Below are 26,142 nucleotides of genomic sequence, written 5' to 3'. Positions count from 1 at the left end.
TACGGATGGTGTCTGCATATGAAACTAAATAAAAAAGAACGACAAAGGCTTCTCCAGCAAACGATCAGCTCGACTCCGTTCATTACTGATGAAGAATTGGCAAGTAAGTTCGGTGTAAGCATTCAAACAGTTCGTCTTGACCGTTTGGAGCTGTCAATCCCTGAATTACGCGAACGAATTAAGCACGTGGCCGAAAAGACATTAGAGGATGAAGTGAAGTCTCTTCCGCTGGATGAAGTCATTGGAGAAATGATTGATGTAGAGCTTGATGATCAAGCGATTTCCATTTTTGAAGTAAGAAAAGAGCATGTATTCAGCCGTAACCAAATTGCCAGGGGACATCATCTTTTTGCCCAGGCAAATTCGCTGGCAGTAGCCGTCATCGACGATGAACTGGCTTTGACAGCAAAAGCAAATATTAAGTTTACAAGGCAGGTCAAACAAGGCGAAAGAGTCGTCTCAAAAGCCAAAGTTGCCTCACATGATAAAGAAAAAGGCAGAACCGTAGTTGAAGTAAACAGCTATGTAGGTGAGGAAGTTGTCTTCTCAGGCGATTTCGTCATGTATCGCTCAAAACAAAAGTAAAAGGTGGCACATAACATGAGAATTGCAGTCGATGCAATGGGGGGAGATCATGCTCCTAAAGCCATTATTGACGGTGTGCAAAAAAGCTTAGAAGCATTTTCAGATATCGAGATTACACTAGTCGGCGATGAAAGCAAGATCAAATCATACATAACAAATCATGAACGCATCACGATCTTAGATGCAAAAGAAGTCATTGAACCAACGGATGAACCAGTGCGTGCAGTGAGACGTAAAAAGGATTCTTCTATGGTGAAAATGGCGCAGGAAGTTTCAGAAGGAAGAGCAGATGCCTGTATTTCAGCTGGAAATACTGGGGCACTCATGACAGCAGGCCTGTTTATCGTAGGCAGAATTGATGGCATTGACAGACCAGCACTTGCTCCGACGTTGCCAACACTTGATGGCAGCGGGTTCTTATTATTGGATGTCGGCGCAAACGTTGATGCAAAGCCAGAGCATCTTGTGCAATATGCCATGATGGGATCTATTTACGCAGAGCATGTCTTCCCGAAGAGCAATCCACGCGTTGGACTTTTAAATGTCGGGACAGAAGATAAAAAAGGGAACGATTTAACGAAAAAAACCTTTGAATTATTAAAAGCATCAGATTTGAATTTCGTAGGAAATGTAGAATCGCGTGATTTATTAGAGGGTGTAGCTGATGTCGTTGTCACAGATGGTTTCACGGGGAATATCGCCCTTAAAACGATCGAAGGCACAGCCCTTTCTGTTTTTAAAATGCTGAAAGAAACCTTAACATCCAGCTTCACAGCTAAAATAGCAGCAGGTATGATGAAGCCAAAATTAATGCAGATGAAATCTAAAATGGATTACTCCGAATATGGTGGTGCCGCATTATTTGGTTTAAAAGCACCCGTTATTAAAGCGCATGGTTCCTCTGATGAAAATGCGATTTTTCATGCCATTCGTCAGGCGCGCGACATCGTTAAAAAAGACGTTTCAGCTATCATTCATCAAGAAGTTCAAAAAGAAGACACGAATGAGTCGTAATGGAGGTAGAGCAGCATGAGTAAAATTGCTTTTTTATTCCCAGGCCAAGGCTCTCAAAAAATTGGCATGGGAAAAGATTTATTTGACCAAGAAGCAGCATCTAAAGCTGTGTTTGAAGAAGCAGATCAGACCCTTGGTTTTGATTTATCTTCAATGATTTTTGAAGGAGATGCAGAAGAACTGACGCTGACATATAATGCACAGCCAGCTCTTTTAACGACAAGCATCGCGATCTTAAAGAAATTTGAAGAGAGCGGAATCAAAGCAGATTATGCAGCAGGGCACAGCCTGGGTGAATATACAGCCCTTGTTGCAGCGGGAGCTCTTTCGTTTAAAGATGCCGTTTTCGCAGTGAGAAAGCGCGGCGAATTAATGAATGAAGCCGTTCCAGCAGGAGAAGGCGCAATGGCGGCGATTCTTGGCTTAGACCAAGCGGCGCTTGTAGAAGTGACAAAAGAAGTGACAGAAAGCGGTCATCTTGTAGAACTTGCGAACTTAAACTGTCCGGGCCAAATCGTCATCTCTGGTACAGCAAAAGGTGTGGAACTTGCATCAGAGAAAGCGAAAGAAAAGGGCGCAAAACGTGCAATTCCACTTGAAGTGAGTGGACCTTTCCATTCTGCATTAATGAAACCAGCAGCTGAAAAATTCACAGATGTATTATCTAAATTAGACATTTCTGATGCCGCGACGCCAGTCATTTCAAACGTAACAGCAGACATCGTGACATCACGTAATGAAATTGAAACGAAGCTGATTGAACAATTGTATTCTCCTGTTCGATTTGAAGAAAGTGTAGAACGCCTGATTGACTTAGGTGTGACAACATTTATTGAAATTGGTCCTGGTAAAGTGCTCTCAGGTCTTGTGAAAAAAGTCAATCGCCGCCTGACGACCATTTCCGTATCAGATCAAGAAACAATTGAAGCAGCCATTCAAACACTCAAGGGGGATTCTTGATGCTTACAAATAAAACAGCCGTTGTCACAGGTGCATCTCGCGGTATTGGTCGTTCGATTGCGATCGATTTGGCGAAAAAAGGTGCCAATGTTGTGGTGAACTATTCAGGCAACGAAGCAAAAGCAAATGAAGTCGTAGATGAGATCAAAGCACTTGGCCAGCAGGCTTTTGCTGTCAAAGCGGATGTGTCAAATGCAGAAGAAGTACAGGCATTAATGAAACAAGCCGTTGATACATTTGGTTCAATCGACATTCTTGTGAATAATGCTGGAATTACAAAGGACAACCTGCTCATGAGAATGAAAGAAAATGAATGGGATGATGTCATTAACATAAACTTAAAAGGTGTCTTCAACTGTACAAAAGCTGTGACACGTCAAATGATGAAACAGCGCAGCGGAAGAATCATCAATGTAGCATCTGTTGTCGGCGTTTGCGGAAACCCTGGACAAGCAAACTACGTTGCAGCAAAAGCTGGTGTGATCGGTTTAACGAAAACAACAGCGAAAGAGCTGGCCAGCCGTCATATTACAGTCAATGCCGTAGCACCAGGCTTTATTTCTACTGATATGACTGACAAGCTTGATGAGAATGTTCAAACAGAAATGCTGAAGCAAATCCCGCTCGCACGCTTTGGTGCGCCTGAAGATATAAGCAACGTTGTTGTCTTTTTAGCTTCAGAAGGAGCAGGTTATATTACAGGCCAAACCATCCAAGTGGATGGCGGAATGGTTATGTCCTAAGAAATATCAAAATTTCGTTACGTTTTCTCTAGTTTTTTAAAAACGAATCAACTATAATACTTTGAGGGGAGGTGAAAGGCAATGGCAGACGTATTAGAGCGTGTATCAAAAATTATTGTAGACCGCCTTGGCGTTGATGAGGCTGACGTGAAAATGGAAGCTTCATTTAAAGAAGATTTAGGCGCTGATTCCCTTGATGTAGTTGAGCTAGTTATGGAACTTGAAGATGAGTTCGATATGGAAATTTCTGACGAAGATGCTGAAAAAATTGCAACAGTCGGTGACGCTGTGAACTACATAAATAGCCAGCAATAAGCGTAACAAAGTCCCGTCTATTTTCATGGCGGGACTTTGAAAATTTATGTTAGTTTCAACATATTCAGCTGATCAATTGTCAGCCTTTTTCAGATGCTAAGGAGCACGGTTTCCTTGCATGTAGAAAGAGAGACTCCATATAATCAGTATCCTTAAAGGCGATGACGCCTACCTGGAGGTTGCTATGCCAAAACACTATAAAGACAAACAGAAACAGAGCAAAAAACTAGAGCAATTCAGAGAATTTCAGCAGCGCATTTCTGTACACTTTAAAAATGAAAAACTACTCTATCAAGCCTTTACACATTCCTCTTATGTGAATGAGCATCGGAAAAAACCTTATGAGGATAATGAAAGACTTGAATTTTTAGGGGACGCTGTTTTAGAATTGACGATCTCACAGTTCTTATTTGCAAAGTATCCAGCCATGAGCGAGGGAGATTTAACAAAATTGAGAGCGGCGATCGTATGTGAGCCATCACTTGTGTCATTAGCACATGAGCTGTCCTTCGGAGACCTTGTTCTTTTAGGAAAAGGGGAAGAAATGACAGGCGGCAGAAAGCGTCCGGCACTCTTAGCAGACGTATTTGAGGCGTTTATCGGAGCGCTTTATTTAGATCAAGGACTTGAGCCTGTTGAACGATTCCTAGAAGCCTATGTGTACCCGAAAATTAATGACGGGGCATTCTCACATGTTATGGACTTTAAAAGCCAGCTTCAAGAATTTGTTCAGCGAGATGGAAAAGGTGTACTTGAATACCGAATCCTGCATGAAAAAGGCCCAGCACATAACCGGGAATTTGAAGCCAATGTATCCCTTAGAGGAGAAGTGCTCGGAATTGGAAATGGCCGTTCAAAAAAAGAAGCGGAACAGCATGCTGCACAGGAAGCACTTGCTAAATTACAGAAACATCATATGAACCAATAAAATCCCCCTCGTGATTCAGGGGGATTTCACTCTGTTTTCCATCATCTTTTTTCAGTTCATATGGTAAGATAATAGTACTTTAAATACATAAGGAGGATCACTCTCATGTTCCTCAAACGTTTAGACGTGATAGGATTCAAATCTTTCGCACAGCGGGTGACTGTAGACTTTGTCAAAGGAGTTACAGCTGTTGTTGGACCAAACGGAAGCGGCAAAAGTAATATTACTGATGCGATCCGCTGGGTACTTGGAGAGCAATCAGCAAAAAGCCTCCGCGGAGGAAAAATGGAAGACATCATTTTTGCAGGAAGTGACTCAAGAAAACGAGTCAACTTAGCAGAAGTGACATTAACGCTCGATAACGAAGATCACTTTTTGCCGATCGATTTTCACGAAGTCAGTGTGACAAGAAGAGTCTATCGTTCTGGAGAAAGTGAATTTCTCATTAACAATCAATCTGTCCGCTTAAAGGATATTATTGATCTTTTCATGGATTCAGGTCTTGGAAAAGAAGCTTTTTCGATCATCAGCCAAGGTAAGGTAGAAGAGATTCTATCGAGTAAAGCTGAAGAAAGACGAAGCATCTTTGAAGAAGCAGCTGGTGTCCTGAAATATAAAACAAGAAAGAAAAAAGCCGAGAATAAACTGTTTGAAACGCAGGACAACTTAAACCGGGTAGAAGATATTCTGCATGAACTAGAAGATCAAGTAGAACCACTAAGAATGCAGGCATCTATTGCAAAAGACTATCTGCAAAAGAAAGAAGAACTTGAAAATGTAGAAATTGCTCTCACCGTCCATGATATTGAAGCACTGCACAAAAAATGGACAACACTTGGTGAAGCTGTCGAGCGGTTCAAACAAGATGAAATGAAGCAGTCCACAGACATTCAAGCGAAGGAAGCCAAAATCGAAGAATCGAGAGACCGTATTCAGGCACTTGACGATTCGATTCATGACCTTCAAGAAGTCCTCCTTTTCACAAGTGAAGAACTAGAAAAGCTTGAAGGGAAAAAAGAAGTTCTAAAAGAACGGAAAAAAAATGCGGCCGCTAACCAAGGTCAGCTAGAAGATACGCTCGTGCGTTTAACCGAAAAACAGGCGTTGTTAACGGAAAAGATTGAACAGCAGAAAGTCACACGTGACAGCCTGCAAACAGAAGTGCAGCAGCTAAAAGATGAAGTGAAAACAAAACAGCATCAGCTGTCTCTTCATAGTGAAGATGTGGAAGGGCAAATTGAACAACTAAAAAGCGATTATTTTGACCTATTAAACGAGCAAGCTTCTATCCGAAACGAACGTAAATTACTAGAAGAACAGCAGCGCCAAGCAGCCTTGCAGCTAGAGCGGTTAACGCAAAATAATCAGAAACATATCGAAGAACGGGTATCTGTGAAAGAAAAGAAAACAGAAGCCGAGAAGCAACTTTCAGAACGAGAAGAAGACATTTTGGCTCAGGTGAAACGCTTTAGAGAAGCGGAACAAAAGCTAGAGCAGATGAAACGTCAATACGAGAAAAAAGAAACGGCACTTTACCAAGCCTATCAATATGTACAGCAGGCAAAATCTAAAAAAGAAATGCTTGAATCCATGCAGGAAGACTTCTCAGGATTTTTCCAAGGAGTGAAAGAGGTTTTAAAGGCAAAGGACCGGTTAGGCGGTATTCACGGGGCGATTGCAGAGCTGATTCAAACAGAGCAGCAACATGAAACAGCGATTGAAATTGCACTTGGCGCAGCCACGCAGCATGTCGTTACTGAAAATGAAGCGGCTGCCAGACAGGCCATTGGATACTTAAAGCAGCATTCCTTTGGGCGTGCGACCTTCCTGCCGATGAACGTCATCAAAGAACGAACCATTCAGTTCAGAGATATTCAAACAGCTGAGCAGCATGACGCATTTATCGGCGTGGCGAGTCAGCTCGTTTCCTTTGACGAAAAGTATGAAAAAGTCATTCGGAATTTGCTTGGAACGGTCCTGATTGTTCAAGACTTAAAAGGTGCCAACGAGCTAGCGAAAATGCTAGGACATCGTTATCGTATCGTGACCCTTGATGGGGACGTGGTGAACCCAGGCGGTTCAATGACTGGGGGAGGCGTAAAGAAAAAGAACAATTCCCTCCTGTCCAGAAACCGAGAGATTGAAACATTAACAAAGCAGCTCGTTGAAATGGAAGAAAAAACAACGATCCTTGAAAAAGAAACAAAAGAAACGAAGCAATCGATTGCCGAAAGCGAAGTCCAATTAAATGAATTGCGTCAGCGCGGCGAAATGCTTCGAGAAAAGCAGCAAGAGTTAAAAGGGACATTATATGAACTGCAAGTAGCTGAAAAAAATATTAACGCTCATCTAGAGCTCTATGATCAAGAAAAAGAAGAGTTGCAGCAGCGCTCTAGCGAACTTGCGAGCAAGGATAAAGAGCAGGCAGCCCTTGAAACATCTATAGGTGAGAAACTGACCTCTCTTGACGAAGAGATCAACACGTTAACAAAACGGAAGCAGACCCAAAGCTCAACGAAAGAAACCATTTCTTCCGAATTAACAGAGCTGAAAATCTCGCTTGCCAAAAAAGAGCAGTCTTTAGCAAATGAACAAGAAAAACTGTCGAGCTTAACGGCTGAATTAGAAGAGGCTGAAAAGACGCTGACAGAAACAAAAGAAGATTTGTCCCTCTTAACAAGTGAAATGTCATCCAGCTCAAGCGGCGCCGAACAACTGGAAGAAGCGGCAAAAGAGAAACTGGAACATAAAAACAAAACGACAGCGCTTATCTCAGAGCGACGCAAACAGCGCCTGGCTCTTTCTGAAACATTAGAATTCGCTGAACGAGAACTGAAAGAGCAAAAACGCCTGTATAAACAGCTCACGACAAGCTTAAAAGATGAAGAAATCAAGCTTGGCCGCATGGAAGTTGAACTTGATAACCTCATCGCCTATTTAAACGAAGAGTATGCCCTTTCGTTTGAAGGAGCAAAAAAAATGTATCATCTGACGCTATCACCGGATGAAGCAAGAAAACGCGTGAAATTGATCAAACTAGCCATTGAAGAGCTTGGAACAGTGAACTTAGGCAGCATTGACGAGTATGAACGTGTGAATGAACGTTTTCTCTTCTTAACTGAACAGCGCAATGATCTGACAGAAGCGAAAAATACGTTATTCCAAGTCATTGAAGAAATGGATCAGGAGATGACGAAACGTTTCTCTGAGACATTCTCTCAAATCCGCGGGCATTTTGAATCTGTTTTCCAAGCATTATTTGGCGGAGGAAGAGCAGACCTTAAGTTGACAGATCCAAACGATTTACTAAACTCAGGTGTCGATATTGTGGCGCAGCCGCCGGGGAAAAAGCTGCAAAATCTAAGCCTGCTTTCAGGCGGAGAAAGAGCATTAACAGCCATCGCTTTATTATTCTCGATCTTAAAAGTGAGACCAGTTCCATTCTGTGTGCTAGATGAGGTAGAAGCGGCACTTGATGAAGCGAATGTGTTCCGCTTTGCCCAGTATTTAAAGAAATACAGCCAAGAAACACAGTTCATTGTGATTACACACCGAAAAGGAACCATGGAAGAAGCAGATGTTCTGTACGGTGTCACGATGCAGGAGTCAGGTGTCTCAAAACTGGTATCTGTCAAACTAGAGGAAACGAAAGAGCTTGTCCAGTAATTAAAGGAGGTTTTTGAACCCATGAGCTTTTTTAAGAAATTAAAAGAAAAATTTACGCAGCAAACCGATTCAGTATCAGAAAAGTTTAAAGATGGACTTGAAAAAACGAGAAATTCATTTCAGGGAAAAGTAAATGAACTCATTTCTCGCTATCGTAAAGTGGATGAAGACTTTTTTGAAGAACTAGAAGAAGTGTTAATCGGTGCGGATGTTGGTTTCACGACTGTGATGGAACTGATTGATGAGCTGAAAAAAGAAGTGAAATTAAGAAACATTCAAGACCCAAGTGAAGTACAAGCAGTCATCTCTGAAAAACTCGTGGAGATTTACAATAGCGGTGAGGAACAAATTTCTGAACTGAACATTGAAGACGGCCGTTTAAACATTATTTTATTCGTAGGCGTGAACGGTGTCGGTAAAACCACAACCATTGGTAAGCTGGCAAACAAGCTAAAAAATGAAGGGAAATCCGTCATTTTAGCAGCAGGTGATACGTTCCGTGCGGGGGCGATTGAGCAGCTTGAAGTATGGGGCGAGCGCTCTGGTGTTCCTGTCGTTAAACAAACAGCAGGCTCTGACCCGGCAGCGGTCATCTATGATGCCGTTCAATCAGCTAAAGCCAAAAAAGCAGATGTCTTGATCTGTGATACAGCAGGCAGACTGCAAAACAAAGTCAACTTGATGAAAGAGCTAGAGAAGGTCAAGAGAGTCATTGAACGCGAAGTGCCCGATGCACCGCACGAGGTACTGCTTGCCCTTGATGCGACAACGGGTCAAAATGCGATGGCGCAAGCGAAGGAATTTTCTAAAGCGACAAACGTGACAGGTATTGCTTTAACAAAGCTTGACGGTACTGCAAAAGGCGGGATTGTTCTTGCCATTCGCAATGAGCTCAACATCCCTGTAAAACTTGTCGGATTAGGTGAAAAAGTAGACGATCTGCAAGAGTTCGATGCTGAATCGTATGTGTACGGATTATTCTCAGACATGATTGATCAAGAAGACTAATCAAAATGCCGGCAAAACTGCCGGCTTTTTTTATTTAAATATCGCCGCAGGAAGTGACAAGATAAAAACTTGACACATAGATCAGAACCGTGTAAACTTAGTTGTTGTAAAGGGAATGAACTTAACAAAGGGGAGAGAGCCCATGACGCTTGAAAAGACAACGAGAATGAACTACTTGTTTGATTTCTATCAATCGTTGTTGACCGCAAAACAAAAGAGCTACATGTCGCTTTACTACCTAGACGATTTTTCCCTCGGTGAAATTGCGGATGAATATGAAGTATCAAGACAGGCTGTTTATGATAATATTAAACGGACTGAAGCGATGCTTGAACAATATGAAGAAAAGCTGCTCTTGTTTAAGAAATTTAAAGAGCGTAAAGAACTTCTCACAAAAATGAGAGAGCTTGTAGCAGATTCCGCGCAAAAGGAAGAAGCAGAAGCTTTAATTGAATCGCTTGAGAAATTAGATTAGGAGGCGGCACAGTATGGCATTTGAAGGATTAGCCGACCGACTGCAGCAGACGATTTCAAAAATCCGCGGCAAAGGAAAAGTGTCAGAGCAAGATGTAAAAGAAATGATGCGCGAGGTACGCCTTGCCCTTCTTGAAGCTGACGTCAATTTTAAAGTAGTCAAAGACTTTGTGAAAAAAGTAAGCGAGCGGGCAGTTGGACAAGAGGTCATGCAAAGTCTTACCCCAGGACAACAGGTCATTAAAGTTGTAAAAGAAGAACTCACTGAATTAATGGGCGGGGAAGAGAGTAAAATCGCTGTAGCGAAAAAATCTCCAACTGTCATTATGATGGTTGGTCTTCAAGGGGCAGGTAAAACGACCACAACTGGAAAGCTTGCCAACTTACTTCGCAAAAAACATAATCGCAAGCCGATGATGGTGGCCGCTGATATTTACAGACCAGCAGCGATCCAGCAGCTTCAAACGCTTGGGAAACAGCTTGATATGCCCGTATTCTCATTAGGTGATCAAGTCAGTCCTGTCGAAATTGCCAAACAGGCAATTGAAAAAGCGAAAGAAGAACATCATGATTATGTCATTTTAGATACAGCAGGACGTCTTCATATTGATGAAGACTTAATGGATGAACTTCAGAAAGTAAAAGAAGTCGCAAATCCAGAAGAGATTTTCCTCGTTGTTGACTCGATGACTGGTCAAGATGCTGTCAATGTCGCAAAAAGCTTTAATGAACAGCTTGGTTTAACAGGTGTCGTTCTGACAAAACTAGACGGTGATACGCGAGGCGGGGCAGCACTATCAATTCGTGCAGTCACAAATACGCCGATTAAATTCGCCGCACTAGGTGAAAAGCTTGATGCAATTGAACCATTCCATCCAGAGCGGATGGCATCGAGAATTCTTGGCATGGGAGATGTGCTCACGCTTATTGAAAAAGCACAAGCAAACGTTGACCAAGATAAAGCGAAAGAGCTTGAACAAAAAATGCGGACAATGAGCTTCACGCTCGATGATTTCCTCGAGCAGCTTGGGCAGGTTCGCAACATGGGTCCACTTGATGAACTGATCCAAATGATGCCGGGAGCCGGTAAAATGAAAGGGCTCAAAAACGTCCAAGTAGACGAAAAGCAGCTCAATCACATCGAAGCGATCATTAAATCAATGACGACCGAAGAAAAAGAACAGCCAGAGGTCATCAATGCAAGCCGAAGAAAACGGATTGCAAAAGGAAGCGGAACATCTGTACAGGAAGTCAATCGCCTTTTAAAACAATTTGACGAAATGAAAAAGATGATGAAGCAAATGACCAATATGTCCAAAGGAAAGAAAAAAGGCGGCTTTAAATTACCATTTATGTAATTGGTTATACATGATAAAACCGTTGTTAAGAAAAAACACTTTACAAACCCTTTTATCATTGTTAATATACTATCTTGTTGAAATATTTTCGGAGGTGCTAGTAAAATGGCAGTAAAAATTCGTTTAAAACGTATGGGATCAAAAAGATCTCCTTTCTATCGTATTGTTGTAGCAGATTCTCGTTCACCACGTGACGGTCGTTTCATCGAAACAGTTGGAACATACAATCCAGTGTTATCACCAGCTGAGGTGAAAATCAACGAAGAATTAGCGCTTAAATGGCTTCAAAATGGTGCGAAACCATCTGATACAGTTCGTAACCTTTTCTCAAGCCAAGGAATTCTTGAAAAATTTCATAATGCGAAAAACAGCAAATAATGAATGAGCTGTCCTTGGAAGAATTGATTGTGTCCATCGTCGAGCCACTTGTTGATTTCCCTGAAGATATTCACGTATCTTCATTAGAAAAAGATGAGCAGGTCATTTACACACTGTCTGTCAATGCTGAAGATACCGGAAAAGTGATCGGAAAGCAGGGACGTACAGCTAAAGCGATACGAACAGTCATGTTTGCAGCAAGTGCAGAGTCTTCTAAGAAAGTTCAACTTGAGATTGCTGACTAAAAAGGGAGAGGGCTTAGGACCTCCCCTTTTTTTACACGTTTAAATCTATTTTTCGTTATACTGTAGAGGACAAATGCCTTCGGATAGGGGGACAAAAAGGAAGATGCAGATCATTCAACATGTCACCGTCATGCAAGTATTAACTGAAAGCAGTAAGGACAAACTGTTAACGACTTTTTTGGAGAAAAAAGAAAGACTAGAACGTGAGTGCAATCAACTATATTTTCAACTCAAAAAGCATGAAAAAGAACCACATCAGCAAGAAGCCATCCCTCAATTTCAAAAAGCCATTGAAAAAAGACAAGAGAAAATGAGGCAAATTGATTTTCAAGTCGAGCAGCTGCATATCTTGCCTCTTGGCAGTGAAATGAAAGAAACAGAAGTGGATGCGCTGATTGAAGTAAAAATAGGTGATAAATGGGATGACAAAATGCAAGACAATGTCATCGTCGTGAAAGACGGCACCATTGTGGAAATACGTCAGGGGTGATTATAGAACATGGAACTAGAATGGTTGAATGTCGGAAAGATCGTCAATACACATGGAGTGCGCGGAGAAGTACGTGTTGTGTCAAAGACTGATTTCCCAGAAGAACGCTACAAAAAAGGCAGCGTCCTTTATATTTTCAAACAAAATCAAAAAGAACCGCTAAAAGTGACTGTCGCATCACATAGACAGCACAAACAATTTGATTTACTGACATTTGAAGAAGTCGGTTCATTAAATGAAGCTGAGCAATTAAAAGAGTCGATTTTAAAAGTAGAAAAAGAACATCTTGGTTCATTAGATGAAGGGGAATTCTATTTCCACGAAATCATCGGCTGTGAAGTATATGATGAAGAGGACAAACTGATTGGTCAAATCAAAGAAGTTTTAACGCCAGGGGCAAATGATGTATGGGTGGTTGGAAGAAAAGGCAAAAAAGATGCCCTCATCCCTTATATTCCATCTGTCGTCAAAACAGTTGATATTTCATCCAAGAAAGTACACATTGAAGTGATGGAAGGACTCATTGACGAATGAAAATTGACTTTTTAACACTGTTTCCTGAAATGTTTGAAGGAGTGCTTCACTCATCGATCTTAAAAAAAGCTCAGGAAAAAGATGCGGTCTCATTTGATGTCGTGAATTTTAGGGAGTATTCCGATCATAAACATAAAACAGTGGATGACTATCCGTATGGCGGCGGTGCTGGCATGGTTCTGAAAGCACAGCCTGTATTTGATGCGGTAGAAGATTTAACGAAAAAAGCAAACAAGAAGCCCCGCATTATTCTTGTCTGTCCTCAAGGAGAAAGATATACACAAAAGAAAGCAGAAGAGCTTGCAAAAGAAGAGCATCTTATGTTCATTTGCGGCCACTATGAAGGCTACGATGAGCGCATCAGGGAGCATCTTGTCACAGATGAAATCTCAATCGGGGATTTCGTTCTCACAGGCGGAGAGCTGCCGGCGATGATGATTGCAGACAGTGTGGTCAGGCTTTTGCCTCATGTGCTTGGAAAAGAAGCGTCTCATATCGAAGATTCATTTAGTACAGGTCTGCTTGAGCATCCGCACTATACAAGACCAGCTGATTATAAAGGATTGAAAGTACCAGATGTGCTTCTCTCTGGAAATCATGCCAAAATTGAAGAGTGGCGGCGTAAAGAATCGTTGAAGCGAACCTATACAAGACGGCCAGATTTGATCGATTCTTGCAAAACATTAACGGATGAAGAAAAAAGATGGCTTTGGCAGCTTCATAATGACTAGATTGTATTGCACAAGGTATACAGGTGTGGTATGATACTACTTGTGACTTGGACGGCTTGCCGATTCAAGTTTGAAAACGATGTTCCGCTGCAATGAAGAAAGAGGACATGAGCATCTGTTGGAAGGAGTTGAAAACGATGCAACAATTGATTGAAGAAATCACAAAAGAACAATTACGCACTGATCTTCCTGCGTTCCGTCCTGGTGACACTTTACGTGTACACGTGAAAGTTGTCGAGGGTACTCGTGAGCGTATCCAGATCTTTGAAGGTGTTGTAATTAAGCGTCGTGGTGGTGGAATCAGCGAAACTTTCACAGTTCGTAAGATCTCTTACGGTGTAGGCGTTGAGCGTACATTCCCTGTACACACACCAAAAATCGCTAAGATCGAAGTTGTACGTCACGGTAAGGTACGTCGTGCGAAACTTTACTACCTACGTGAACTTCGCGGTAAAGCGGCTCGTATCAAAGAAATCAGACGATAATGATATCAAAGGAAAGAGCTTGTTACCTGTAACAGGCTCTTTTTTTGTACAATGTATAGAGACAACCGTTAGAAGAGAGAAGGTGCACATATGACAATTCAATGGTTTCCAGGCCATATGGCAAAAGCAAGACGGGAAGTCACAGAAAAATTAAAGCTCATCGACATCGTATTTGAATTAACCGATGCAAGAATTCCGATGTCCTCTAGAAACCCAATGATTGAAGAAATCCTCCAAAACAAACCGAAAATTATGCTTTTGAACAAAGCAGATAAAGCAGATCCTCGTATGACAAAAGAGTGGCAGGCACACTTTGAAGCGCAAGGTGTACGGTCACTTGCCATTAATTCTGTCGATGGACAAGGGTTAAATCAAATCATTACGACATCAAAAGAAATCTTAAAAGAAAAGTTCGATCGAATGAAAGCAAAAGGTGTTAAGCCGCGTGCCATTCGAGCTTTGATTATCGGAATTCCCAATGTCGGCAAATCAACGCTGATCAATCGGTTGGCAAAGAAAAATATTGCGAAAACAGGAGATCGACCTGGTATTACGACGTCACAACAATGGGTGAAGGTCGGAAAAGAACTTGAACTGCTCGATACCCCCGGAATTCTCTGGCCGAAATTTGAAGATGAACAAGTAGGTCTTAGGCTGGCCGTCACTGGAGCGATTAAAGACTCAATCATCAACTTGCAGGATGTCGCTGTGTATGCGCTCCGCTTTTTAGAAGAGCACTATCCAGAGCGGTTAAAAAAACGCTATGATTTAGCAGAAATACCTGAAGATACAGTTGAGCTGTTTGATGCCATTGGCACAAAACGCGGCTGTCTGATGAGTGGAGGATTCATTAATTACGACAAAACGACCGAAATCATTATTCGGGATATTCGAACGGAAAAATTTGGTCCCCTCACTTTTGAGAAGCCTGAAAGCTAAAAGACACGCAGCTCATGCGGGTCTTTATTTTTTGCGAAAAACTGCCGATATAAAGAAGGAGGCTGCGGAAAAGCCAATGTACACGGTCAAACAAATAAAAGAATTAATAGAACAACATGCTGACGACGAGTCATACATTCGTGAACTATTGAAAGATGATACAAGAAAAAGTGTCCAGAAACTGATGGACAAATGGAACAAAGAGAGAGAAAAACAGCAAGAACTACGTGCAGCATGGAAGCAAATGCTGCAATTTGAAACCAAAGCAAGAGCGCTAGGATACACTTGTATTGCAGGCATAGATGAAGCAGGAAGAGGACCACTGGCTGGCCCAGTTGTTGCGGCAGCTGTGATATTAAAAGAAGATACCGTCCTACTCGGTTTAAATGATTCAAAACAGCTATCTGAGAAAAAAAGAATGACCTATTATGAGCTCATTCAAAAGGAAGCACTCGACATCGGCATCGGCATTGTTGATGCGGCAACGATTGACGAAATGAATATATACGAAGCATCAAGACTGGCGATGGTGAAGGCTGTAAAGCAGCTCACTCACACACCTGATTATCTACTCATAGATGCGATGACGCTCCCGCTTCCTACTCAACAGGAGAATATCATCAAAGGAGATGCTAAAAGCGCATCCATCGCAGCTGGTGCATGTATTGCCAAAGTGACAAGGGACAAAATGATGGAAGAGTATGGACGCCAGTACCCTGAGTATCAATTTGAAAAACATAAAGGGTATGGAACGAAAGAGCACCTGGCTGCCATTCAAACACATGGCGCCACACCTATCCACCGGTTATCATTTGCACCAGTGAAATCTGTTATTTCATAAATATTTTGACACAAGGAGGCTGCCTGTGATGACAAGAGTTGAAGATATACATACTGCACTGAATAGTCGGCTGAATACGGCAGAATCTGTTCCACTTAACACGGAAGGAAAGGAAAATATTCACCGGCTCATTCTCGGCAAAGTACTGAAAATGCTTGGGGATGATACAGCACTTGTTCAAATAGGTTCGACCAAAATCAAAGCGCAGCTAGCGGCTCAGCTAAAAGCCGATTCTTTCTACTGGTTCCAATTAGAACAAGAAGGTGGAGGCAGTCTGAGTAAATTAAGACCTGTTCAGCAATTTGACCAAGATCCTAAAACATTAAAGGATGCCGCAGCTAAACTACTAGAAGGTCTGTCGCTTAAAAATGGACTTGAACAAATGTTAACAGCTACAGCCTTTTTAAAAGAAAAACCGGTCATCAACGAAGCAGAGTTAAAAACGGCAGTAAAATGGATTGAACAACTTCAAGGCGCGGATATCAAAAAAGGCCTGCAAGCACTTCTTTTTGCTTTAAAGAAAGATTTGCCGATTCAACAAGGAGTGCTCCAATCAATATTAGCGATGAAATCCCCCTCTGCACTTCATCAGGATGTGACAGCACTGCTAGATCGATTAACACAGCTTCCGAAGCAATCAGAAGCCACACAGGCTCTTACACAGGCCGTTCGTACGGTTGTAAATGCTGAGACAACTGTTCATGCAGAAAAGCTCTTATCGGTGCTTCTAGGAGCAAAAGAAGGTCAAACGAAGCAAGGAGAAAGCTTGCAGCAGGTGCAGCCTCATGTCAATCCGGCTCAGCAAACAGAGCAGAGCCAGCCCGCCGTTATACAAGGGCGACAGGTGGATACAGTGAATCAGAACAGCGTGCAGCAATTATTAAGTCCAAAACAGCTCCCGCTTCAGCAAATAGAACGCATTCTGACAAGCATCACAAAGCAAGGCACAGACGGACAGCAGCAGCTTGATGTAAAACAACTCACATCACTGGTTCAAGCAGTCCAGCAGGCAGGGTCACAGGCTGACGCAAAGGCAGCCGTGCTTCAAAAGGAATTTCCGTTTCTTTCAAAAACAGAGGCGAACGCATTGGCAAAGGTCATTCAGCAGACTGAACCAGCATTAAGCAATAAAACCGATGTACTCGATTTACTGATGACGATGAAAAAAGCGATAGGTGTACGAGATGAAATTGGGATGCTGAAATTACTGGAAAAGGGCAGCCAAGATGTCAAAAGCCAAGAGCTTCATCAATTAAAGATGGTTTTAAATGATGCAAGGCAAGCTGATGTTCCGGAACCCGTAAAAAAAGAAATGGATCAATTATTCCATAGATTAAATGGGCAGTTACTAGTGCATCAGGAAAACCAAACAGTTAGTCAAATGGTGGTTTCTTACCCTCTTTTCTCAAAACATAGTGTTCAAGATTTAACCTTTATTCTAAAAGGGCATAAGAAAAAAGATGGCTCTATTGATATTTCTCAGTGCCGTTTAATGTTTTATTTAAACATGGAGAACTTAGAAGAAACGTTAATAGACTGTACGATTCAGCAAAAAGTGATGTCAATTACAGTCGAGACGGCTCACGAACTTCAAGGGACCATTAATCCAATGATTCCAGCTATTCGAGAGAATTTAAATGCCCTAGGGTATAGTTTAACGGGGATTACAGCGAAAAAGAGAGAAGAGCCAATTGATCCGTCTGACTTTCTAGATGAACACTTTCATAAAATCAGCGAGAAAGGGCTGGACTTACGAGTATGAAAGATTCAAAACCGCTTAGAAGAGCGGTCGCTCTACACTATGATGAAGAAAAACAAAAGGCGCCAAAAGTCGTTGCAACAGGCAGCGGTTATGTGGCTGATCATATTATTGAAGAAGCTCAAAAAGCTGGCGTCCCTATCCAAGAAGACCGTAATTTAGTAGAACTGATGCGCCACTTAACGCTCGATGAGGAAATCCCAGAAGCGTTATACGATACTGTAGCAGAAATATTTTCATTTATCTATCGATTGGATCAAAAAATGAAAAAATAAGGTAAAATAAGTGTTTTGACTGAAAAATTTATATTTTTAATAAAATAAAAGTTTGAATGTTTAGAAGGATTTTACGATTTTACATAGAACCCTAGACATTCTCTTTTTTATTCTTTAAAATGAAAGCGCAGTCTATTTTATAATTTTTGTTTCTACATATGTTGGGAGGATGGGAAATGAATATCCATGAGTACCAAGGAAAAGAAATCCTAAGAAAATATGGGGTTTCAGTTCCAAATGGTAAAGTAGCATTTACACCTGATGAAGCAGTGAAAGCATCAGAAGAGCTAGGAAGCTCTGTATATGTCGTAAAAGCACAGATTCATGCAGGCGGCCGTGGTAAAGCAGGTGGGGTAAAAATTGCAAAAACAAAAGATGAAGTGAAAGGGTTTGCAGAGGAATTGCTCGGCAAGACACTTGTCACACATCAAACAGGGCCTGAAGGGCGCGAAATAAAACGCTTACTTATTGAAGAAGGCTGCGATATTCAAAAAGAGTACTATGTAGGACTCGTTTTGGATAGAGCGACATCAAGAATTGTTTTGATGGCTTCTGAAGAAGGCGGTACTGAAATTGAAGAAGTAGCAGAAAAAACGCCAGAAAAAATCGTGAAAGTGGTCATCGACCCAGCGATTGGTCTCCAAGCCTATCAGGCGAGAGAAGTTGCGTTTAAAATTAATATTCCAACAAAATTAGTTGGTCAAGCTGTTAAGTTTATGACAAGCCTTTACAATGCGTTTATTGAAAAGGATTGTTCAATTGCCGAGATAAATCCTCTTGTTGTAACAGGTGATGGAAAAGTCATGGCACTTGATGCAAAATTAAACTTTGATAGCAATGCCTTATATAGACAAAAAGATATATTAGAATACCGTGACCTTGATGAAGAAGATCCAAAAGAGATTGAAGCATCTAAATATGACCTAAGCTACATTTCTCTAGATGGGAATATTGGCTGTATGGTGAATGGAGCAGGCCTTGCGATGTCTACAATGGATATCATCAAGCATTACGGCGGGGACCCTGCAAACTTCCTTGATGTTGGCGGCGGTGCAACTGCTGAAAAAGTAACGGAAGCATTTAAAATCATCTTATCTGATCAAAATGTCAAAGGGATTTTCGTGAACATTTTTGGCGGCATCATGAAATGTGATGTCATCGCAGAAGGTGTTGTTGAAGCGACGAAACAAGTCGGCTTAACATTACCACTCGTTGTACGTCTTGAAGGAACAAACGTTGAATTAGGGAAGAAAATCCTGAGTGATTCAGGCTTAAATATCACTTCTGCTGAGTCTATGGCTGACGGGGCAGAAAAGATCGTATCTTTAGTCAAGTAGAGCAGAAAGGCAGGGAACCTAAATGAGTGTATTTATTAATAAAAATACGAGAGTAATTGTTCAGGGGATTACCGGTTCAACCGCATTATTCCATACAAAACAAATGATTGAGTATGGAACAAATATCGTTGGCGGTGTCACACCTGGAAAAGGTGGAACTGAAGTAGAGGGAGTTCCTGTATTTAATACTGTATCTGAAGCAGTACAGACAACTGGAGCAGATGCTTCTGTTATCTATGTACCAGCTCCATTTGCAGCAGACGCCATTTTAGAGGCTGTTGATGCAGAAGTGGATCTAGTGATTTGTATCACAGAACACATTCCAGTTCTGGATATGGTTAAAGTGAAACGCTATATGGAAGGTAAGAAGACAAGACTTGTTGGACCGAACTGTCCTGGCGTGATTACACCTGAAGAATGTAAAATTGGCATCATGCCTGGCTACATTCATAAAAAAGGTCATGTTGGTGTTGTGTCTCGTTCTGGAACGCTTACATATGAAGCGGTACATCAGCTTTCAGAGGCTGGTGTTGGTCAATCAACAGCTGTAGGAATTGGCGGAGACCCTGTCAATGGCACGAACTTTATTGATGTATTAAAAGCCTTCAATGAAGATCCTGAAACGCATGCTGTGATCATGATTGGTGAAATCGGTGGTACTGCTGAAGAAGAAGCAGCTGAATGGGTAAAAGCAAATATGACCAAGCCGGTTGTTGGCTTTATTGGCGGTAAAACAGCGCCTCCAGGAAAACGTATGGGACATGCTGGTGCCATTATTTCTGGTGGTAAAGGAACTGCTGATGAAAAAGTAAAAACAATGCGTGAATGTGGAATTGAAGTGGCAGAGACACCATCTGTCATGGGAGAAACCTTAATTAAAGTGTTAAAAGAGAAGAATCTCTTCGAAGCTTGTAAAACGCATTAATGACACAAGAAGACTTGTTCTTTGACAAGTCTTCTTCTTTCTATCTTAAACTGGAGGAATGGTATGTACAACGTGTCCGAAAGAATGATTTTTCACCGCTTAAAAGGCCTCATCTCACCCTCTTTGTTAACAAAATGGTGGAAAGTCGATCCTGAGCTATATATAAATGAAGAAACACATCATTTCAAACAGGATCGATCATTACAAAAGATCGACTTTACCCGCTTACAACAAGCTGAAGAAAATGAATTCCCCATTTTTCAACACATCGTTCAAGCCTATTTAAAGCAAAATATTCACATGATTCCCATCACATCACCTTTATACCCCAGCTCACTAAAACACATTTATGATCCTCCCCCAGTATTATTCCTAAAAGGAAACGTTACCTATTTAAATGAAGAAAAAAGTTTAGGTGTAGTAGGTACACGAGTGCCATCCTCTTATGGAGAAGCGTGCGTGAAGAAACTTGTTGGAGAACTTGTAGAGGAAGATTGGATGATTGTGAGTGGTTTAGCAAAAGGAATTGATGGACTTGCACACAAAGAGTGCATAAGAAAAAAAGGAAAAACGATTGGTGTTGTAGCTGGCGGCTTTCAACATGTATATCCAAAAGAACATGTGCAAATGGCTCAATATATGGGAGAACATCATTTACTGTTGTCAGAGCATCCGCCTTATATCAAACCAGAAAAATGGCATTTTCCAATGAGAAACCGATTAATTAGTGCCCTGACAAGAGGAACCATCGTGGTCCAGTGCAAAGAAAAGAGCGGTTCGCTTATTACAGCCTACCAGGCATTAGAGCAAGGAAAAGAAGTGTTTGCTGTTGCAGGATCGATCTTTGATTCTAATTCTATAGGTCCAGCTAGACTGATTCAGCAAGGTGCCAAGCTTGTTCATTCAACGAAGGATATTTTAGAGGAATTCTCCTTGAGTGGTGTTCAATATACTGAACTCCCATAAAAATATCGTTTGACAAAAGACATCGGAATATTTAATAATAGTGAGGATTTAAGTTTACACTTTGTTTTTCGTGTTTATAATGATGTTCATCATAAAGAATTTTTAACGATTGCCTGTTAGATAGGTGCAATTAACATAAATATAAATTTGTGAAATGGATAAAGAGAGAACACCTCTTAAGGGGGATTTTGAGTATGGCTGATTATTTAGTCATCGTTGAGTCGCCAGCAAAGGCGAAAACGATTGAGCGTTATTTAGGAAAAAAGTATAAAGTAAAGGCTTCAATGGGGCACGTAAGGGATTTACCGAAAAGTCAGCTTGGTGTTGACACTGAACATGACTTCGAACCGAGATATATTACGATTCGAGGAAAAGGTCCAGTCTTAAAAGAATTAAAAACAGCAGCGAAAAAAGCAAAAAAAGTATATCTCGCAGCTGACCCCGACAGAGAGGGAGAAGCGATTGCTTGGCATTTAGCCCACAGCCTTGACCTTGACCTCTCTTCAGATTGCCGCGTTGTCTTTAACGAGATTACAAAAGATGCAATTAAAGATTCCTTTAAACATCCACGTATGATCGATATGGACTTGGTTGATGCGCAGCAGGCAAGACGAATCTTAGATCGTCTCGTTGGATATAAAATCAGCCCAATTTTATGGAAGAAAGTCAAAAAGGGTTTAAGCGCCGGTCGTGTTCAATCAGTTGCACTCCGCCTGATTATTGACCGCGAGAATGAAATTAATGAATTCAAACCAGAAGAATACTGGACAATTGATGGTACCTTCCTAAAAGGGAAAGAAAGCTTTGAAGCGAGTTTCTTTGGCGTAAATGGCAAAAAACATCCGCTAAAAACAAAAGAAGATGTAAAAGAAATCCTTTCGAAATTAAAAGGAAGCAAGTTTTCTGTTGAAAAAGTGACGAAAAAAGAACGTAAACGCAACCCAGCTGTTCCGTTTACAACATCTACCTTACAACAAGAGGCAGCGAGAAAACTAAACTTCCGTGCGAAGAAAACGATGATGATTGCACAGCAATTATATGAAGGAATTGATCTTGGTAAAGAAGGTACAGTAGGTCTCATTACATATATGAGAACGGACTCGACACGTATTTCCAATACGGCAATTGAAGAAGTATCTGCTTTCATTGATCAAACGTATGGCAAGAATTTCTTGAATACAACAAAACGTACTGCCAAAAAGAACGAAAATGCACAGGATGCTCACGAAGCCATCCGTCCGACTTCTACGCTAAGAAAACCAGCAGATGTCAAACACGTGCTAAGCAGAGATCAGCTTCGTCTTTATAAATTGATTTGGGAACGTTTTGTGGCAAGCCAAATGGCACCAGCTGTTCTTGATACAATGAGTGTGGATCTTGAAAATAACGGGCTTACTTTCCGTGCAAATGGAAGTAAGGTGAAATTTCCTGGATTTATGAAAGTATATGTTGAAGGGAAGGACGACCAGTTAGAAGAAAAGGACAAAATGCTTCCTGATCTGAAAGAGGGAGACACCGTTCTTTCAAAAGATATTGAACCAGAGCAGCACTTTACGCAGCCGCCTCCACGCTACACTGAGGCTAGACTTGTCAAAACCCTTGAAGAGCTAGGTATCGGCCGCCCATCGACGTATGCACCAACATTAGATACCATTCAAAAGCGCGGCTACGTGGCACTTGATAACAAACGGTTTATTCCAACAGAGCTTGGAGAGATTGTGCTCAACTTAATTATTGAATTCTTCCCTGAAATCATTAACGTAGAATTTACTGCGAAAATGGAAAAAGAACTTGATAGCGTTGAAGAAGGTACGATTGAATGGGTACGCATTATCGACAGTTTCTATCAAGATTTTGCAAAACGGGTAGAAAAAGCAGAAGCAGAGATGCAGGAAGTTGAGATCGAGCCTGAATACGCCGGAGTTGATTGCGAAGAGTGTGGTCATCCAATGGTGTACAAAATGGGGAGATACGGTAAGTTCATGGCATGCTCTAATTTCCCTGACTGCCGTAACACAAAACCAATTGTCAAAGATATTGGTGTCAAATGCCCAACTTGTCACGAAGGAAATATCGTTGAACGGAAATCTAAGAAGCGCCGCATTTTTTACGGTTGCGATCGTTTTCCAGAGTGTGAATTCGTCTCTTGGGACAAACCAATTGAAAGAAAGTGTCCAAAATGCGAAAATATGCTTGTAGAGAAAAAGCTGAAAAAAGGCATTCAAGTTCAATGTGTGAACTGTGATTATAAAGAGGAACAACAAAAATAGCGGTGAGCAGCCTTGTTCACCTGCTTTTTTATGTCATCAAATAGAACTTACGAAATAGGAGAGTTGTACAATGAGTCAATTTGTAAATGTGATCGGAGCAGGTTTAGCAGGAAGTGAAGCGGCATGGCAGATTGCCAAGCGCGGAATTAAAGTTCATCTGTATGAAATGAGACCTGTCAAACAAACACCAGCTCACCACACTGATAAATTTGCGGAGCTCGTATGCAGTAACTCATTGCGTGCGAACGCTTTAACAAACGCAGTAGGTGTACTAAAGGAAGAAATGCGTCATTTAGACTCAGCAATCATCGCAGCAGCAGATGAAAGCTCGGTTCCTGCTGGTGGAGCGCTTGCAGTAGATCGTCATGAATTTGCAGCTAACGTCACAGACCGCGTGAAAAATCACCCGAATGTGACGGTCTTTCAAGAAGAAGTGCAAAGCATTCCAGAAGGTCCGACGATTATCGCAACGGGTCCTCTAACATCAGAAGCACTTTCAAAAGAATTAAAATCCTTAACAGGTGAAGAGTATTTATATTTCTACGATGCAGCAGCGCCGATCCTCGAGAAAGACAGCATCGATATGGATAAAGTGTACTTGAAATCACGTTATGATAAAGGGGAAGCGGCTTATTTAAACTGTCCGATGACAGAAGAAGAATTCGATCGTTTTTATGAGGCGCTCATTTCTGCTGAAACTGTGCCGTTAAAAGAGTTCGAAAAAGAAATCTTCTTCGAAGGCTGTATGCCCATTGAAGTCATGGCCAAAAGAGGGAAAAAAACCATGTTGTTTGGCCCGATGAAACCAGTTGGACTTGAAGATCCAAAAACAGGGAAAAGACCTTACGCTGTTGTTCAATTAAGACAGGATGATGCAGCAGGTACTTTATATAATATTGTTGGGTTCCAAACACATCTAAAATGGGGCGATCAAAAGGAAGTATTCCGTTTGATCCCAGGTCTTGAAGAGGCAGAGATTGTTCGCTATGGTGTGATGCACCGTAATACATTTATTAACTCACCAAGCCTTCTAAAACCGACGTATCAATTTAAAAATAGAGACGACTTATTCTTTGCCGGACAAATGACTGGTGTTGAAGGATATGTTGAGTCCGCGGCTTCAGGATTAGTGGCTGGAATCAACGCAGCTCGTTTTGTTAAAGGAGAAGAGCTTGTGACACTTCCAGAAGAAACAGCGATTGGCAGTATGGCTTACTACATCACATCAACAAACAAGAAAAGCTTCCAGCCGATGAATGCAAACTTTGGCTTGCTGAAAGATCTTGGCGTTCGAATTAAAAACAAACAAGAGCGCTATGCAGAGTACGCTAAACGCGCAATCGAAACTATTCAAACTATTTCGAAATCTCTGTAGTAAAACATTGCACGGGAAGCAAGATATGTGATACCATTTAAAAGCCTTAAAGAGGTGTAAAAATGACAGATAAACAGCGTCTTGTCCACTTATTCATTGAATATTTGCAGATTGAAAAGAACTATTCAGCTTTAACGATCTCGGGTTATACTGAGGCGATTGAAGAGTTTGTCAGATTTATGAACATTCAAGGAATAGACGGTTTTGAAGAGGTATCCTATCAAGATACGAGAATTTATTTAACAGAAGCTTATGAAAAAGGCCTTACAAGAAGAACGATTAGTAAGAAAGTCTCTGCACTTCGCAGCTTTTATAAATTTTTATTAAGAGAACAGCTTGTGAAAGAAAATCCTTTTTTACTCGTTAGCTTACCAAAGCAGGATAAGCGAATTCCTTCATTTTTGTATGAAGAGGAACTAAAAGAGCTATTTACAGTTTCTGATGTAAATACACCGCTTGGTCAAAGAAATCAAGCCATTTTAGAACTTCTTTATGCAACAGGTATGAGGGTCAGTGAGTTATGTTCATTAAAAGAATCTGATCTTGATTTATCGATGGATACAGTGCTTGTTCATGGGAAAGGCAGCAAACAGCGGTATGTACCTTTCGGCTCTTATGCACATGAAGCGCTCTCCACATATTTAGAGGATGGAAGGCAGAAGCTGAAAGTGAAGGGAAAGGATCGTGCTGATTTACATGTGTTTTTGAATCAGCGCGGAGCTCCTCTTACAGACAGAGGCGTTCGATTCATTCTAACTGAATTAATGAAAAAGGCGTCTGGCACATTACATATCCATCCTCACATGTTAAGGCACACCTTTGCTACGCATCTTTTAAACGAGGGAGCAGATTTAAGAAGTGTTCAAGAACTTCTTGGTCACTCAAATTTATCATCAACACAGGTGTACACGCATGTATCAAAAGATTCTTTAAGAAAAACGTACATGTCTCATCACCCAAGGGCTTTTAAACGATCCTAAAAGGAGGTTTTTTCATGTCATCATTTCATGCAACCACAATCTTTGCCGTTCAACATAAAGGAAAAAGTGCGATGGCTGGAGACGGTCAAGTCACTTTTGGGCAGGCTGTCGTCATGAAACACACAGCAAAAAAAGTGCGCCGTCTTTTCGGAGGCAAAGTACTCGCAGGTTTTGCTGGTTCAGTTGCAGATGCATTTACACTCTTTGAGAAGTTTGAAACGAAGCTTGAAGAATACGGTGGTAACCTAAAACGAGCAGCTGTAGAACTGGCGAAAGAATGGCGAAGTGACAAGATGCTCAGACAGCTTGAGGCCATGCTGATCGTCATGAATAAAGAAAGCATCCTGCTCGTATCTGGAACAGGAGAGGTCATCGAGCCAGACGATGGCATTTTGGCTATCGGGTCAGGCGGTAATTATGCGCTTAGCGCCGGGAGAGCACTCAAAAAACATGCAGGTGACCATCTCTCAGCTCGAGAGATTGCAAAGGCGGCTCTTGAAACGGCCGGAGAAATCTGTGTCTACACGAACGATCAAATCACTTTAGAAGAGCTTGAATAGA

At 41.4% G+C, this 26,142-nt stretch carries 27 protein-coding genes; all 27 read left to right on the top strand.

What is annotated here, in order from left to right:
* The first annotated feature begins 18 nt into the window (after positions 1 to 18).
* The 27 genes from fapR (at position 19) to hslV (ending at position 26,141) form a co-directional block, all read left to right on the top strand.
* Positions 19 to 585 carry a transcription factor FapR gene (gene fapR / locus MHH23_RS13395; protein WP_008344859.1) on the top strand — a complete coding sequence of 189 codons (567 nt, stop codon included), beginning with the start codon at positions 19 to 21 and terminating at the stop codon, positions 583 to 585.
* Between the two features lie 15 nt (positions 586 to 600).
* Positions 601 to 1,599, top strand: a complete 999-nt coding sequence (gene plsX, locus MHH23_RS13390) for a phosphate acyltransferase PlsX (RefSeq protein ID WP_017359101.1) — start codon at positions 601 to 603, stop codon at positions 1,597 to 1,599.
* Between the two features lie 15 nt (positions 1,600 to 1,614).
* Positions 1,615 to 2,559, top strand: a complete 945-nt coding sequence (gene fabD / locus MHH23_RS13385; protein ID WP_046343522.1) for an ACP S-malonyltransferase — start codon at positions 1,615 to 1,617, stop codon at positions 2,557 to 2,559.
* Positions 2,559 to 3,302, top strand: coding sequence for a 3-oxoacyl-[acyl-carrier-protein] reductase (gene fabG / locus MHH23_RS13380; protein ID WP_008344855.1), 744 nt, complete (start codon positions 2,559 to 2,561; stop codon positions 3,300 to 3,302). The genes fabD and fabG overlap by 1 nt, the downstream gene beginning before the upstream one ends.
* Before the next feature lie 81 nt (positions 3,303 to 3,383).
* Complete coding sequence (acpP, locus tag MHH23_RS13375; RefSeq protein WP_003212028.1) at positions 3,384 to 3,617, top strand: acyl carrier protein; 234 nt, start codon at positions 3,384 to 3,386, stop codon at positions 3,615 to 3,617.
* 184 nt (positions 3,618 to 3,801) lie between these two features.
* Positions 3,802 to 4,545: a ribonuclease III gene (gene rnc, locus MHH23_RS13370; protein ID WP_017367233.1), complete on the top strand. Its 744-nt coding sequence runs from the start codon at positions 3,802 to 3,804 to the stop codon at positions 4,543 to 4,545.
* A 105-nt stretch (positions 4,546 to 4,650) separates the two neighbouring features.
* Positions 4,651 to 8,211, top strand: coding sequence for a chromosome segregation protein SMC (gene smc, locus MHH23_RS13365; RefSeq protein WP_340959651.1), 3,561 nt, complete (start codon positions 4,651 to 4,653; stop codon positions 8,209 to 8,211).
* A 21-nt stretch (positions 8,212 to 8,232) separates the two neighbouring features.
* Positions 8,233 to 9,219, top strand: a complete 987-nt coding sequence (ftsY, locus tag MHH23_RS13360) for a signal recognition particle-docking protein FtsY (protein ID WP_017359097.1) — start codon at positions 8,233 to 8,235, stop codon at positions 9,217 to 9,219.
* A gap of 142 nt (positions 9,220 to 9,361) precedes the next feature.
* Positions 9,362 to 9,694, top strand: coding sequence for a putative DNA-binding protein (locus tag MHH23_RS13355; protein WP_008344844.1), 333 nt, complete (start codon positions 9,362 to 9,364; stop codon positions 9,692 to 9,694).
* A 13-nt stretch (positions 9,695 to 9,707) separates the two neighbouring features.
* Positions 9,708 to 11,051 (top strand): signal recognition particle protein, encoded by a 1,344-nt coding sequence (gene ffh / locus MHH23_RS13350; RefSeq protein WP_008344842.1) that lies wholly within the window; start codon positions 9,708 to 9,710, stop codon positions 11,049 to 11,051.
* 105 nt (positions 11,052 to 11,156) lie between these two features.
* The gene (gene rpsP / locus MHH23_RS13345; RefSeq protein WP_003212139.1) at positions 11,157 to 11,429 is read left to right on the top strand and encodes a 30S ribosomal protein S16; all 273 of its coding nucleotides are present in this window, start codon (positions 11,157 to 11,159) and stop codon (positions 11,427 to 11,429) included.
* Complete coding sequence (locus MHH23_RS13340) at positions 11,429 to 11,674, top strand: KH domain-containing protein (RefSeq protein ID WP_012009937.1); 246 nt, start codon at positions 11,429 to 11,431, stop codon at positions 11,672 to 11,674. Before rpsP ends, MHH23_RS13340 begins: the two co-directional genes overlap by 1 nt.
* A 103-nt stretch (positions 11,675 to 11,777) precedes the next feature.
* A complete protein-coding gene (locus MHH23_RS13335; RefSeq protein ID WP_008344839.1) occupies positions 11,778 to 12,164 on the top strand; it encodes a YlqD family protein in 387 nt (128 codons plus the stop codon).
* A gap of 9 nt (positions 12,165 to 12,173) precedes the next feature.
* On the top strand, positions 12,174 to 12,698 hold the full coding sequence (gene rimM / locus MHH23_RS13330; protein WP_008344836.1) for a ribosome maturation factor RimM: 525 nt from the start codon (positions 12,174 to 12,176) through the stop codon (positions 12,696 to 12,698).
* Complete coding sequence (gene trmD / locus MHH23_RS13325; protein WP_007499635.1) at positions 12,695 to 13,429, top strand: tRNA (guanosine(37)-N1)-methyltransferase TrmD; 735 nt, start codon at positions 12,695 to 12,697, stop codon at positions 13,427 to 13,429. Before rimM ends, trmD begins: the two co-directional genes overlap by 4 nt.
* A 137-nt stretch (positions 13,430 to 13,566) precedes the next feature.
* Positions 13,567 to 13,914: a 50S ribosomal protein L19 gene (rplS, locus tag MHH23_RS13320; RefSeq protein WP_008344834.1), complete on the top strand. Its 348-nt coding sequence runs from the start codon at positions 13,567 to 13,569 to the stop codon at positions 13,912 to 13,914.
* 90 nt (positions 13,915 to 14,004) lie between these two features.
* Positions 14,005 to 14,853 (top strand): ribosome biogenesis GTPase YlqF, encoded by an 849-nt coding sequence (gene ylqF, locus MHH23_RS13315; RefSeq protein WP_007499632.1) that lies wholly within the window; start codon positions 14,005 to 14,007, stop codon positions 14,851 to 14,853.
* Between the two features lie 76 nt (positions 14,854 to 14,929).
* Positions 14,930 to 15,694 (top strand): ribonuclease HII, encoded by a 765-nt coding sequence (locus MHH23_RS13310; RefSeq protein WP_340959648.1) that lies wholly within the window; start codon positions 14,930 to 14,932, stop codon positions 15,692 to 15,694.
* 28 nt (positions 15,695 to 15,722) lie between these two features.
* On the top strand, positions 15,723 to 17,456 hold the full coding sequence (locus MHH23_RS13305) for a glycosyltransferase (protein WP_340959646.1): 1,734 nt from the start codon (positions 15,723 to 15,725) through the stop codon (positions 17,454 to 17,456).
* A complete protein-coding gene (locus MHH23_RS13300) occupies positions 17,453 to 17,728 on the top strand; it encodes a FlhB-like flagellar biosynthesis protein (RefSeq protein WP_008344827.1) in 276 nt (91 codons plus the stop codon). Before MHH23_RS13305 ends, MHH23_RS13300 begins: the two co-directional genes overlap by 4 nt.
* Positions 17,729 to 17,904: 176 nt before the next feature.
* Entirely contained in the window at positions 17,905 to 19,065 is a 1,161-nt protein-coding gene (gene sucC / locus MHH23_RS13295; protein WP_008344824.1) for an ADP-forming succinate--CoA ligase subunit beta, read from the top strand.
* Positions 19,066 to 19,087: 22 nt separating this feature from the next.
* Entirely contained in the window at positions 19,088 to 19,990 is a 903-nt protein-coding gene (gene sucD, locus MHH23_RS13290) for a succinate--CoA ligase subunit alpha (protein WP_072367269.1), read from the top strand.
* Between the two features lie 63 nt (positions 19,991 to 20,053).
* Positions 20,054 to 20,956 carry a DNA-processing protein DprA gene (dprA, locus tag MHH23_RS13285; protein WP_024720349.1) on the top strand — a complete coding sequence of 301 codons (903 nt, stop codon included), beginning with the start codon at positions 20,054 to 20,056 and terminating at the stop codon, positions 20,954 to 20,956.
* 194 nt (positions 20,957 to 21,150) lie between these two features.
* Positions 21,151 to 23,226 (top strand): type I DNA topoisomerase, encoded by a 2,076-nt coding sequence (gene topA / locus MHH23_RS13280; protein ID WP_008344821.1) that lies wholly within the window; start codon positions 21,151 to 21,153, stop codon positions 23,224 to 23,226.
* A 70-nt stretch (positions 23,227 to 23,296) separates the two neighbouring features.
* Complete coding sequence (trmFO, locus tag MHH23_RS13275) at positions 23,297 to 24,601, top strand: FADH(2)-oxidizing methylenetetrahydrofolate--tRNA-(uracil(54)-C(5))-methyltransferase TrmFO (RefSeq protein ID WP_007499618.1); 1,305 nt, start codon at positions 23,297 to 23,299, stop codon at positions 24,599 to 24,601.
* A gap of 62 nt (positions 24,602 to 24,663) precedes the next feature.
* A complete protein-coding gene (xerC, locus tag MHH23_RS13270; RefSeq protein ID WP_268431949.1) occupies positions 24,664 to 25,581 on the top strand; it encodes a tyrosine recombinase XerC in 918 nt (305 codons plus the stop codon).
* A 14-nt stretch (positions 25,582 to 25,595) separates the two neighbouring features.
* Positions 25,596 to 26,141: an ATP-dependent protease subunit HslV gene (gene hslV / locus MHH23_RS13265; RefSeq protein WP_007499614.1), complete on the top strand. Its 546-nt coding sequence runs from the start codon at positions 25,596 to 25,598 to the stop codon at positions 26,139 to 26,141.
* Position 26,142 lies beyond the last annotated feature (1 nt).

It is taken from the genome of Bacillus sp. FSL K6-3458 (assembly GCF_038005045.1).
GTDB classification, from domain to species: Bacteria; Bacillota; Bacilli; order Bacillales; family Bacillaceae; genus Bacillus; species Bacillus altitudinis.
The sequence above is the reverse complement of the archived record's forward strand: the minus strand, read 5'-3'. Positions and strand labels throughout refer to the sequence as shown.